Raw genomic sequence first — 12,727 nt, 5'->3', positions numbered from 1 at the left:
TGCTTGCTGCTGGTGAAGCCGGGTGGCCGCGATTACTCCGGCATGTTCCCCGCCTTAGGATCGGGGACGAAATCCGTTTTGTAATCCAGGTAGTTGACGCTCGTGACCATGCCCGCGGCGGCATGATGCAGATCGTGGCAGTGGAACATCCAGTTGCCGGGATTGTCCGCTTCGAAAGCGACGACGTATTCTTCGCCCGGTTTCACGTTTAGCGTGTCTTTGATGATCGGCGATCCTTCCAGCGGCTTGCCGTCCTTGCTTAATATTTGAAAGAAATGTCCGTGCAAATGCATCGGGTGATCGTCGGATTTGGATGTATTGGTGAGGCGAACTTTGACCAAATCCCCTGTTTTTACTTGAATCGCGTCGGTATTCGGGTACGCCTTGTTATTGATCGTGTATACGGGGTTGCCCTGATGCTCGTTCGTCCCCAGGTCCATCGTGTAATCCAGGTTGTATTTCTGGTCCAGTGTGAATTTGGCCTTGGCCGCTTTGCCGTATTTCGTAATGTCCAGAACCGGCAAATCCTTGTCGTCGTCAGCCCGGTCTTTCGAGTCCGAGGAACCCTCGTACTGAATGAGGGCTTTCATGTTTTTGACAGGAGCCTCTTTGCCGTGCTCTTCCAAGTACCATACGCCCGGGTTGACCGCTTCAAATTCAAGGTCGTATCGTTCTCCCGGAGCGACGGCAATGAGCTGATCCTTGATGAGCGGCGGATTTTGAATCGGCTGCCCGTCTGTCGCGGTCACTTTAAATTCCTGGCCGTGCAAATGCATGTTATGCGATTTATAGCCTGCGTTGATCAAACGGATGCGGACTTTGTCGCCCTTTTTGACAGTAAGCTTGTCGATGGAGGACCCGGATTTGCCGTTGATGGTGTACAGGTCATACATGCTCATATCGTGCCCTGCGGCCGCAGAGCTTTGGGAATTTGCAGTTGACGCATGGTTGGAGGCGTCCATATTCATTTTGGAATGATCCATACCGGACATATCCATTCCAGACATATCCATACCGGATGTCCCCGAGCTCATCCACTCATCCAGAACAAGCGTGTAGTCGCGGTCGGGTTTTTCCTCGTTTTTCGGCTCTACGATCAAAGAACCGTACAGACCTTTATCCACCTGATTGACGCTGTCCTGATGGGAGTGGTACCAGTAAGTGCCGGGCACTTCGGCTTTAAATTCATACGTAAACGTTTGCCCGGGCTGTACGGCGTTTTGTGTGACGCCGGGAATTCCGTCCATATTGTTCGGAACCGGCACGCCGTGCCAATGGATCGTAACGGGGGCGGACAGCTCGTTTTTCAGATTGACCTTCAGGACATCGCCTTGTTTGACCCGGATTTGCGGTCCCGGAACTGAATTGTTGTAGGTCCATACTGGGATGATTTTGCCGGGAAGCACTTCCAGATTGCTGGCTTTTGCCGTCAGTGTAATTTCTTTTGCCGTCAAGGTTTCGCTGTTGTTCGTTTTGCTCTCTGCCGATGGTCCGGTCTGCCGTGGCTCTTCCGTATTCATGGCATGATTCATTTTGGGATGATCCATGCCCTCCATGTTTTTGTCGGCGTTCGTACACCCTGCAAGCAGGGCGGAAATCGCTCCGCCAATCCACAAATATTTTAAACTCGTCACAGCTTTAATCATGTTTACCTCCAGATCTTGTTTTGTCATGCGGATCTTATAACCTCATCATAACCCGTTCATATGTAGAAGTTGTGTAGAAGCGGTTGCATTTTGCATAGGATAGGGGATATTGGTATAATCAATCGCAGAGAGGGGGACGTTTGCATGGAACCAAACCATACGGAGCTTACGGAATCTTGCCATTCCCCGGGTGAACGGAAGAGCCATCATTCGGACAAAATCAAAACGAATTTAATCAGCAGACTGAACCGCATCGAAGGACAAGTCCGCGGGGTTAAAGGGCTGATCGAGAAGGACACTTATTGCGACGATGTGTTGAATCAGATCGCCTCGATCCAATCCGCCTTGAACGGCGTCGGCAAGCTGCTGCTCGAGCATCATATGAAAAGCTGCGTCGTCGAACGGCTGCAGGAAGGCGATCATGACGTAATAGCCGAACTTTTAACGACGGTGAATAAGTTGATCAAATAAAATATATAGGGGGGTACCGTATGTTGGCCGCGGCAGCATGGCTCATTGCGAATGAGGCGCGAAGACGATGAAGACCGTACTCATGGTCGATGACGAAGCGAAAATCAGAGAAGTCGTGGCGTCCTATTTGGAAAATGAAGGATTCAAAACGCAGGAAGCCGGGACAGGCGCCGAAGCTTTGCAATATGTAGCCAAAGGCTCGATCGATTTGGTCATTCTGGACCTGATGCTGCCGGACATGATGGGAGAGCAAGTGTGCCGGCAAATCCGGCAGCGTTCGTCCGTGCCTATTTTGATGCTTACGGCAAAAGTGGCGGCCGACGACCGCATCGAAGGATTGACGCTGGGGGCCGACGACTACTTGACAAAGCCGTTCAATCCGCGCGAGCTTGTAGCCCGGGTCAGAGCCATTCTCCGAAGATCCACGGAAACCGAGCTGTTGGCCGACAGCATCCATTTTGCGGAAGGGCTTGTGATCGATACCCGCCGCCATGAGGTGTTCAAAAAGGAGCGGCCGCTGAATTTGACGCCCAACGAATACAGGCTCCTGATTTCATTGGCGCGCCACCCGGACCGTACGTTTACCCGCGAGCAGCTGATTGAAAAGGTGCTTGGCTTCGATTTCGACGGGGATGCGAGAACGATCGACCAGCATATCAAAAATCTTCGCTACAAGCTCGAAGACGATCCCAAAAACCCGCAGTTTCTCGTCACCGTCTACGGTGTCGGTTACCGCTTCGCGGGAGGTGCCGCGCTTTGAAAGGACTTTACTTACGTCTGACGATCGCTTTTGTTAGCATCGCTTCAGGCGTTTTGCTTATTTCCACGCTTACGTTTATTTGGCAAACGCACTATCATTTCTCTTTATACCAGCAGCAGGCGATGGAGCAAAATATGGATACGGCCGCTTTCGACTCCCATTTTGAAGAAGCGCTTATCCAATCCGTCGTATGGACGTCTGCGATCGTTATCGTGCTTGTCGCCGCCGTCAGCCTGCTAGTTGCCAAACGGATCACGGCCCCGCTTATTAACATGAAAAAGACGGCCGAGCAGATGGCCCGAGGAAAACTGCATGTCAGAGCGGAGCTCAGAGGAAAAGACGAGCTTGCCGATCTCGGCCAATCGTTGAATCGTCTGGCGGAGCAGTTGCAAAGACAGGAGCAGCTGCGAAAAGCGATGACCGCCGACATCGCCCACGAGCTGCGTACTCCGCTGACGACGCTCAAAAGCCATATGGCCGCGATGATGGATGGGATATGGGAGCCGTCTCCAAAGCGTCTGGAATCGTGCTATGAAGAGGTGGAGCGGTTGGCTGATCTGGTCGGGGATTTGGAGCAGCTGACGGAAATGGAGTCGCCGCATTTTCAGGTACGGATGAACCGGGAAAACTTGACGGAAATCGTGCTGCAGAGCGTGGAATCGGTAAAGGCGGCCTATTTGCAAAAAGGCGTGCAGCTTAAAGTGAAGGGAGCGAACCCGTACCTTGTTCAGGCGGACCGCAAACGGGTTATGCAGATTTTGCTGAACTTGCTGTCCAACGCCCTGAAATTTACGAAGTCCGGCGGGGAAGTCGTCATTGTCGTGAGCAGGGAACCGATGCATGCGGTATTCACCGTTGCCGATTCCGGCATTGGCATACGTCCTCAAGAGCTGCCATTCGTGTTCGAGCGATTTTACCGGGTGGATAAATCCAGGGACCGCAAATCCGGCGGCAGCGGCATCGGACTGACAATCGTGCAAAAATTAACGGAAGCTCACGGAGGCTCCGTACATATCCGGAGCGAAGAAGGAAAAGGGACCGCCGTAACGATAAAATTCCCTGCTGTGTAAGCCGACTCCATATATCGCCTGTTGTCACGTACAGCCTATGCTACATAAAATGGTTGGAACAAGTTTGCGGCTGCCCCTGCGAAGAGTGCGTTTACGCAGATCGGAGCGTGCGTGAAGGAGGCGATGTATGGATTACGCTTATTTCAAAGAAAGAAGAAGTTTCGTTCCCGGGACGGGCTCGGATGATCCGGCTTACGGCACGAATCGTGTCCTCAACGATTGGGCGATGCACGCGTATATATACGGATACCCTTTGCTGCTTATGGATATTACCCGCAGAAGCGGGTTGTTAAGTTTGGCGCAGATGAACCGGTTTTATCATCAAAAAGTGCCGGCGACACCAAAATTTACACTCGTCGTCAGACCTAACGTGGATACGCTGTATTCCTCCGCCTGGCTGGATTTGTCGCGGGGCCCGCTGCTGCTGCATGTGCCGAATACGGATGACCGCTACTACGTGCTGCCTTTGCTGGACGCCTGGTCGAACGTGTTCGCTTCCGTCGGAGCCCGCACGACAGGAACGGGTGAACGAGTGTTTGTAATCGTAGGGCCCGGCTGGCACGGCGCGCTTCCCGTCGGCATTCCTGTAATTGCCGCCCCGACCAACGCGGTATGGATTACAGGGCGCACGCAGACGAACGGCCCGGCGGATTATGCGGCGGTGCACGCCATCCAGGAGCAGTACGAATTAACAAGGCTGAACGGCTCCGTCCCTGCCGGAATGCCCGAATGGGACGCCTTGCTTCATAAACACATTATTTTGGGCCGGCGTTCTCCCAGGGATGCGATCGCATCGATGGATGCGGCTGCGTTTTTCAATTTGATGATGTCGGTGATGTATCGGAACCCGCCTTATCCGGCTATCCAGTCGCATGCCATGACGGCGGAGCTCGGAGCGCTGGGGCTCATTCCGGGTCCGCATTTCGACTTTTACAAACTTCACCCGACCGTGCAGCAGGCTTTGGCTAATGCCGTCCGCAGCGGCCCGCAAACGATCCGCACTGCCTCAGATGAATTATTTAAAAAAAGCGAAACGAACGGCTGGAGCATGCTGCTGAAAAACATGGGCTTTTATGGAAAAGATTACGTCCGGCGGGCGGTAGTGGCGATGAATTTATTTGGCGCCAACCTTCCGGAAGATGCGGTGTATGCGTACAGCTCTGTTGACAGCGACGGCAGCCCGCTGGATGGAAGCAACAATTATGTGATGCATTTCAATGCGGGCAGGCTGCCTCCGGCGAATGCTTTCTGGTCGGTGACGCTCTATAACGCCGCAGGATTTTTGGTGGAAAATCCGCTAAAACGCTATGCCGTCGCTCCGCACCTCGGAAAGCTGAACTACAATAAAGACGGCTCCCTCGATATTTATATCCAGCATGCTTCGCCGGGGCATGAGCGGGAGCCGAACTGGCTGCCGGCGCCTGCGGAACCGTTCAACCTCACACTCCGCATGTATTGGCCGCAGCAGCCCGTTCTAAAAGGCCGATGGCACTCGCCGCCGGTGGAAGTCGATCTATACAGGCCGGCGCAGGGGCCGCCGGTTAAGCGGCTTTAGCGGCCGGACGCCGGGGGGGCCGCGGGGGCTGTGGAGCGAGCTACCGGCGGAACGCTTGGCGGCGGTGTGCGGCGGGTGGAGTCAGGCCGCCGGAGGGCACAGCTGCCAGAGGTAGCGCATCGCTGGCTGGCTGGCCGGTTGGCGGCGATGCGCGGCGGGTGGAGTCAGGCCGCCGGAGGGCACAGCTGCCAGAGCTAGCGCACCGCCAGTCGGCTGGCCGGTTGGCGGCGGGGCGCGCCGGCAGTGGCATCTGCCTAGAGCAGCGCGCAGAAAGCCTGCAAAAGCGCAGTTTTTTGCCCGCTGCTCCGCTAGTAACGAAACATTCCTGCAAAAGTGCAGTTTTTTTCGCGAAAAAACGGGCGCAGACTCGTTTTGATTGGAAATTCCTGCACAATTGCAGGCTTTTCGCCAAAACGAACCATTTTCATGGAAAAAGCCTGCACTTTCGCAGGCTTTTTCGTGCTGCCGGGCCGCTTCACCCGCCGCTGCGACGTTTTTTGGCGGCATAAGAACCGGTTGCCCGCCAAACCCCCAACGGCTTTTCCGAAAACAACACGCTGTTTTCGTAAACATTGTTACTTTTTAGGTAAATTAACCTTCTATTTGTCCTAAATACCTTACTTCTTCGCCGTTTAATTTCACAATGAGTATGGGTCCACTTTTTTTCATTGGTTCGTAAATCTCGGTTCCAACAGGAAGTTGGGTCGCCATTTCATCTTTGAAAGGAAGACCATCTTTATACTGTTTCGTAATGGTCCCGATACTTTTTCCAATTGTAAGTTCTGCTTTTTGCACCCATTCTATGTTGTTAGCGTTACTGTAAACGATTCCTTTGAATTGGAAAATATCCGCATCATTGCTCGCCCCCCTTTAGAGATACTAACGGACTATTTAAGAATTTTGTTCCAAATTCCACGCCTTCAGATACCTTACGTTTTTAAACAGCCGTCCGGAATTCTTATACAGTTTTAAAATTCACCCCTTACAAGTATCCGTAACACCTTCTTCCGCCTGTCAGCAAGCTCCGGTTTCTTACGCAACTCCAAAAAACGGAACGGAATCAAAACATGTAGTTATCGATGTATTTGGTCGGCAATACCCTCGAACCTATCCATCCCCAACGTGCGCGAATCCCGGGCGCGCGTTGTGTCGCCGACGCATGGCGGCGGTCAGAACCCTATTGCTTCAAGCGAGTGTGGAACGAATTGACATGCTGGATTTGATAAATCGACTCGGATGCATGAGTTCTTCTTGGAACGATTTCATGCGTCAAAATTCTTCATCTTAGCGAAGCTAATAATCATGTATCTCCAGTTAAACGCGGTTGAAATGTGAATATTTAGCCGTTCGATGAATTTGGGGAGCGTTCAAAATATTTGGCCCGTAGATTGGGTTTATATGTGGCTGCCATCGAAGTACCTGACATGTCGTTGAAAGTTTTGTTGCAGAATTTGTTTTCATTAGTGGGCGCAATACAAGCACATAGCGTCGCCTCGAAATTTTGTTGGTCCGGGGTTTGTGGCCTGGCTGTTCACGGGGAGGGGGCCGAAATTGCAGATGACACAGGAGCGTCCTTGGTCGATTTACCGCCATCATGCAGCGCAACACCGCGCACTGGCAGCTGCGCCGCAGTTTCGGCCCGCGGTGTCGGATATGCCGATTGCATGAGTTTTGCAGATACCACAGAATTTTTTACAGAAAGGGGTAGACGGGGGTGTAATTTTACGATAAAATCTGATATATCAGATATCAAATATGATGTTTTCAAGGAGGGCTGAATTCTTTTGAGTGCTGAATCCGTTTACACAGCCTTGAATTATGCCGGAGGCCAGTGGGTACCTTCTTTGACGGGCGAAGTTGAGCCCAGCTTTGATCCGTCCGCGAAGGGCCGGATTGTCGGCTATGTGCAAAGCTCGAACGCGGACGATCTGAATGCCGCCGTGCAGGCGGCGAAGCAGGCGCAGCCGTCATGGCGCAAGCTGTCCGCGCCCGCGAGAGGCGAATTTTTATATAAAGCGGCGGCCGTTCTGGAGCGGCGGCTGGATGAAATCGCCGAGACGATGACGCGGGAGATGGGCAAGACGCTGGCGGAGGCGAAGGGGGAGACGGCGAGAGGCGTCGCGATTTTGCGCTATTACGCCGGGGAAGGCATGCGCAAGGTCGGCGATGTAATTCCTTCCACCGACAGCGGGGCGCTGATGTTCACGACGCGCGTGCCGCTCGGAGTTGTCGGCGTCATCACGCCGTGGAATTTTCCGATTGCGATTCCCGTTTGGAAAATGGCCCCTGCGCTCGTCTACGGGAATACCGTCGTCATCAAGCCTGCAACCGAGGCGGCGCTTACAGCGGTCAAGCTGGCGGAATGTTTTCATGAAGCCGGTTTTCCGGCGGGCACGGTCAATCTGGTAACCGGTCAAGGATCGGTGATCGGACAGGGCATTATCGATCATCGGGATATTAACGCGATTACTTTTACCGGATCGAATCAGGTCGGCAAAAAAGTCGCCATCGGCGCCATCGCCCGCGGAGCGAAGTTTCAGCTCGAGATGGGCGGCAAAAATCCGATCATTATCGCGGCCGACGCGGATCTGGATCAGGCCGTGGAAGCGACGGTCAGCGGCGGTTTCCGCTCCACCGGGCAAAAATGTACGGCGACGAGCCGGGTCATCGTACATACAGAGGTGTTCGGCGCGTTCACGTCCAAGCTGATTTCCCGCGTGAAACAGCTGCAAATCGGCGACGGGATGCACCCCCAAACGTGGATGGGCCCTTGCGCCAGCGAGAATCAATACAATACAGTCGCCTCTTACATCCGCAAAGGCGTCGAAGAGGGCGCCGTATTGCTGTATGGCGGCGGGCAGCCGAAAGGATTGGAAGACGGCCATTATATCGAGCCGACGATATTCGGGGAAGTAAACTCCCGGATGACGATAGCCCAAGAAGAAATATTCGGGCCGGTGCTGGCGCTGATTGAGGTCGACTCCATGGAAGAGGCACTTCATATCGCCAACGATGTGGAGTTCGGGCTGAGCGCATCGATTTTTACGCAAAATATTCAACATATGATGTCCTTTATCCAGGACATGGATGCCGGGCTCATCCGCATCAATGCGGAAAGCGCAGGGGTCGAGCTGCAGGCGCCGTTCGGCGGCATGAAGCAGTCCAGCTCGCATTCCCGCGAACAGGGCCAGGCGGCGATTGAATTTTTTACGGCGATCAAAACGGTTTTTATCAAGGCATAGCGTCGATAGGACGAAGGACGGCAAAAAAGGGGGACCCGGTATGGATGTGCAGGAACATAACGATGATATCGCTTCGCAAACGCGGTCCATTCGCGATGTCATATACGAGCGGTTGAAGGACGCGATTTTGTCGGAGCAGTACAAGCCCGGCCATCATCTGAAGGAAAGGGAGCTGGCGAAGCAGTTCGGCATCAGCACGACGCCGCTCAAGGAAGCGCTGCGCCGGCTGGAACAGGAAGGGCTTGTAACGACGAGCGCGCGGCGGGGAACTTTCGTCTCCGGGGACATTATGAACTCCGTGGAGGAAATCAACTGGGCCCGCTCCGCTTTGGAAGGAGTGGCGGCACGGCTGGCCGCTCTGAAAATAGCGGACGAGGAAATCGCGCAATTGACGGCCGTGATCGACAAGATGCGAGCCTACACGGAAGCGAAGGACGCCGGGCAGCTCATTGTGCTGAACGAGCATTTTCACAAGCTGATCCGCATGTGCGCCAAAAACAACTATATTTTTCAGCAGATCGAAGCGATCCGCTCGTTCGACCGTTCTTTCCGCAAAAAGGCTTTGTCTCATAAAGACGAGCTGGAGCGCGGTTTTCAGGAACATTACGAAATTTACCGCAACATTGTCGCCAGGGACGCCGACGGTGCGGAGAAAGCGATGATCTCGCACATTCGCCGGACAATCGTATTTGTCAAGGAAAGCACAAGCCCGAACGCCTAAATATGTTGAAAGGAGGCTATGATCTCGATGTTCGAACTTTTAAAAAGCAAGCTGAAAGGCATTAATGCGATCAACGTAACCCCGTTTGACGAGCATCTGGAAATCGACTGGGTCTCCTTGAAAGCGAATATCGATTTTTTGCTGGAGCGCCGTATCGAAGCGGTTTATCCGTGCGGCAACACCGGGGAATTTTACGCTTTGACTTTGCAGGAAGCGAAGCAGGTGACCCGGTTTGTGACGGAAACCGTCGACCGGCGGTGCGCGGTCATAGCCGGCGTCGGCTATGACGCAAGAACGGCCTGCGAGCTGGCCGTACACGCCGAGAAAGCGGGAGCCGACGGAATTATGGTCCATCAGCCGGTGCACCCTTACCTGCTGTCCCAGGGCGTCGTCGATTATTACAAACAGATCGCCGCTTCAACCTCGCTGCCGATGGTGCTGTACATCCGCAGCGAGCAGATTACGCACGAAACGATCGCGGAGGCGGCGGCGATTCCGAATGTGATCGCGGTGAAGTACGCGATCAATCATCCTCCATCGTTCAGCCGGGCGGTGCAGGAGATTAAAGAGGATATCGTCTGGATTTGCGGAACGGCCGAGATGTGGGCGCCTACGTTTTACGCTGCGGGCGCGGAAGGTTTCACCTCTGGCATGGTGAATGTCGATACGGAGCGCTCGTTCGCGATGCTCGAAGCTTTGAAAAGGCGCGACTACAAGCAGGCGATGGAAGTTTGGAAAGATATTTTACCGTTCGAGCAGCTGCGCGAGGCGAACCGGAACGGCAACAACGTCAGCGTCGTAAAGGAAGCGATGCACCAGCTCGGACGCATCGCGACGAATTCGGTTCGTCCGCCGATCAGCGTTTTGACGAGCAGGGAGATGGCGGAGGTTGCGGCTATGATCCAAGCCTGGGGGCTGCAAAAACATGCTTGACGCATAAACAAATTGAAAGCGCATTAATGGACGTATACTTACGCGGCAGGAGGAGTTTTCGTTGACGACTAACCTGAATAAAACCGGCTTGCTCAAGCTGATCCGGCTGACCGCCGAGCGGACGCTGGAATTGAGCCATACATATTCGGAGCAGCCGGGAGGCATTCGCTGGCGGAGATGGGACTGGAGCATCGGCGTGGCCTTTTACGGCGTATGCCGGGCTGAGGACGTATGGGAGGATCGCCGGTTCGAGGCCGGAATGAAGGCGTGGATCGATGAACGGATCGATTCGCATATCGAAAAAATATGCGTCAATTCGAATTCGCTGCTGCTGACGCTGCTGCGGCTGCCCGATCGCAGCGCCGACGGCAAATATGCCAAGCTGTTTCGCACATTCGACGGCTATTTGCTGGAGAGCGGTCCGCGAACGGCCTCGGGGGCGCTGGAGCACACCGTGCTCGACAATGACTGGTCGGATCAGGTGTGGGCCGATACGCTGTTCATGAGTCTGCTGTATATGGCGCAGCGGGGAACCGCCTTGCAGGACGAACGGTATTTGCAGGAAGCGGCCGAACAGCTTCATATTCACTGCCGGCTGTTGTTCGACCCGCAGGAGAAGCTGTTTTACCACGGCTGGAACGACGCGCAGCGCAAATGGATCGGCGTTCATTGGGGACGGGGCAACGCCTGGATGACGGCCGGCATTGTCGAGATTTTGGAACTGCTTGCCGACGAATTTCCGCAAAAGAATGCGATTCTGGAATGGTTGAACGCTCAGGTTGAAAGACTGATCCAGCTTCAGGACGAATCCGGATTATGGCGGACCGTCTTGAATAACGAAGCGACGTATTTGGAAACGTCGGCGACGGCGGGGATCGCTTACGGATTGCTGAAAGGCATCCGCCTTGGCTTCATCGACCGCAAGCATATGGATTCGGCCGTACGGGCGCTTGCCGCCGTTGTCCGGCAGGTGGACGAAGCCGGCAACGTTGCCGGGGGCTCTTCCGGAACGCCGGTCAAGGCCGACGCGCTGGCATACAACAGCATTCCTTATGAAATAACGCCATTTACCCAAGGGCTGGCGCTGCTCGCTTTGTGCGAGGGAACCCGGCACGATTTTGATAGGACAGGAGCGAAACCAGAATGAAGCTATCCGATATTCGGCTGACGGTAGTAGGGGTGCCCCGGGACACGGGCTTTGTAAGCAAACATGTCATCGTAGAGCTTATGACGGACGAAGGGCTGACAGGCATCGGCGAAATGTCCGACTTTTCCCACCTGCCGCATTATTCGATTGATTTGAAAGATTTGACTACAGTGCTCAAGAGCATCCTGCTCGGCAAAAATCCGTTTGACATTTCATTGATCAACATGGAACTAAAAAGCAACTTCCCAGAAGCCAATTTTTACTACGAAAAGGGCAATTTTATCCGCAACGGCATCGACGCTGCGCTTTACGATCTTTGCGGCAAAGCGCTCAACGTTTCGGTGGCCGACTTTATCGGCGGTTCGATCAAGGATAGGATCAAGGTGTGCTTCCCGATATTCCGGCACCGCTTTATGGAAGAAGTGGAAGTGAATCTAGGCGTTGTGCGAAAGCGGCTGCAGCAAGGGTTCGACACGTTCAGGCTGTACGTAGGCAAAAACCTCGATGCCGACGAAGCGTTCCTCGACGGGGTCAAGCGCGAATTCGGCTCCAGCGTGACGATCAAATCGCTCGATTTCAGCCATCTGCTGGACTGGAGAGCGTCGCTGCAAGCGGTCAAGCGGTTGTCGAAGTACGATTTTCAGATGGTTGAAAGCCCTGCCATGCAAAATGATTTCGAAGGCTTACATCATTTTCGCTTCAAATCGGATTATCCGGTCAGCGAGCATGTGTGGAGCTTCCGTCATCAATACGAGATGATCCGCCATGACAGCGTCGATATTTTCAACATTTCGCCGATCTTTATCGGAGGCATAACAGCCGCAAGGAAAGCGGCCGCCGCAGCCGAAGTGGCGGGCAAGGGCTGCCTGATGGGAACGACGCAGGAGCTTTCGATCGGCACGGCGGCCATGGCCCACCTGGGCAGCTCGCTGGTCAATCTGAACTACACGTCCGACCCGACCGGCCCCGAGCTGTACGTCGGAGATATCGTCAAGCATCCGGTAAAATACGAGAACGGCTATTTGCTTGTGCCGGGGCGGGAACTGCCGGGGCTGGGCATGGAGCTGGATTGGGATAAAATCGCCGCCTACAAGGTCGAAGATTTGAGCTGGGGCGAGGTTTCCGTCCATCAATTGCAGGACCGGACCGCCCAGACGAAAAAGTAAGCGCTGCCTTTTACAT

11 protein-coding genes are annotated in these 12,727 nt (G+C 54.1%); 9 read left to right on the top strand and 2 right to left on the bottom strand.

The window, feature by feature from the left end:
* Positions 1-32 precede the first annotated feature (32 nt).
* On the bottom strand, positions 33-1,646 hold the full coding sequence (locus tag AC3G2T_RS16950; RefSeq protein ID WP_488436263.1) for a multicopper oxidase family protein: 1,614 nt from the start codon (positions 1,644-1,646) through the stop codon (positions 33-35).
* A 144-nt stretch (positions 1,647-1,790) separates the two neighbouring features.
* Between AC3G2T_RS16950 and AC3G2T_RS16945 the strand changes: the two genes are divergently transcribed.
* The 4 genes from AC3G2T_RS16945 to AC3G2T_RS16930 all read left to right on the top strand — a co-directional run bounded on the left by AC3G2T_RS16945 (position 1,791) and on the right by AC3G2T_RS16930 (position 5,502).
* Positions 1,791-2,117, top strand: a complete 327-nt coding sequence (locus AC3G2T_RS16945; RefSeq protein ID WP_474681950.1) for a metal-sensitive transcriptional regulator — start codon at positions 1,791-1,793, stop codon at positions 2,115-2,117.
* A 67-nt stretch (positions 2,118-2,184) separates the two neighbouring features.
* Positions 2,185-2,877, top strand: a complete 693-nt coding sequence (locus AC3G2T_RS16940) for a response regulator transcription factor (protein ID WP_474681949.1) — start codon at positions 2,185-2,187, stop codon at positions 2,875-2,877.
* Positions 2,874-3,947 carry a sensor histidine kinase gene (locus AC3G2T_RS16935; RefSeq protein ID WP_488436262.1) on the top strand — a complete coding sequence of 358 codons (1,074 nt, stop codon included), beginning with the start codon at positions 2,874-2,876 and terminating at the stop codon, positions 3,945-3,947. Before AC3G2T_RS16940 ends, AC3G2T_RS16935 begins: the two co-directional genes overlap by 4 nt.
* A gap of 127 nt (positions 3,948-4,074) precedes the next feature.
* A complete protein-coding gene (locus AC3G2T_RS16930) occupies positions 4,075-5,502 on the top strand; it encodes a DUF1254 domain-containing protein (protein ID WP_488436261.1) in 1,428 nt (475 codons plus the stop codon).
* 591 nt (positions 5,503-6,093) lie between these two features.
* Here the strand turns inward: AC3G2T_RS16930 and AC3G2T_RS16925 are convergent.
* Positions 6,094-6,297: a hypothetical protein gene (locus AC3G2T_RS16925; protein WP_488436260.1), complete on the bottom strand. Its 204-nt coding sequence runs from the start codon at positions 6,295-6,297 to the stop codon at positions 6,094-6,096.
* 989 nt (positions 6,298-7,286) lie between these two features.
* Between AC3G2T_RS16925 and gucD the strand changes: the two genes are divergently transcribed.
* The 5 genes from gucD to AC3G2T_RS16900 all read left to right on the top strand — a co-directional run bounded on the left by gucD (position 7,287) and on the right by AC3G2T_RS16900 (position 12,711).
* Positions 7,287-8,744: an alpha-ketoglutaric semialdehyde dehydrogenase GucD gene (gene gucD, locus AC3G2T_RS16920; protein WP_488436259.1), complete on the top strand. Its 1,458-nt coding sequence runs from the start codon at positions 7,287-7,289 to the stop codon at positions 8,742-8,744.
* 40 nt (positions 8,745-8,784) lie between these two features.
* Entirely contained in the window at positions 8,785-9,465 is a 681-nt protein-coding gene (locus tag AC3G2T_RS16915; protein ID WP_488436258.1) for a GntR family transcriptional regulator, read from the top strand.
* Between the two features lie 27 nt (positions 9,466-9,492).
* A complete protein-coding gene (locus AC3G2T_RS16910) occupies positions 9,493-10,398 on the top strand; it encodes a dihydrodipicolinate synthase family protein (RefSeq protein ID WP_474681943.1) in 906 nt (301 codons plus the stop codon).
* A gap of 61 nt (positions 10,399-10,459) precedes the next feature.
* Positions 10,460-11,545 (top strand): glycoside hydrolase family 88/105 protein, encoded by a 1,086-nt coding sequence (locus tag AC3G2T_RS16905; RefSeq protein ID WP_488436257.1) that lies wholly within the window; start codon positions 10,460-10,462, stop codon positions 11,543-11,545.
* Positions 11,542-12,711: a mandelate racemase/muconate lactonizing enzyme family protein gene (locus AC3G2T_RS16900; protein WP_488436256.1), complete on the top strand. Its 1,170-nt coding sequence runs from the start codon at positions 11,542-11,544 to the stop codon at positions 12,709-12,711. The genes AC3G2T_RS16905 and AC3G2T_RS16900 overlap by 4 nt, the downstream gene beginning before the upstream one ends.
* Positions 12,712-12,727 lie beyond the last annotated feature (16 nt).

The sequence above is a fragment of the Paenibacillus sp. sgz302191 genome, assembly GCF_057749925.1.
Note: the sequence above shows the minus strand (reverse complement) of the source record. Positions and strands in the feature narration are given on the sequence as shown.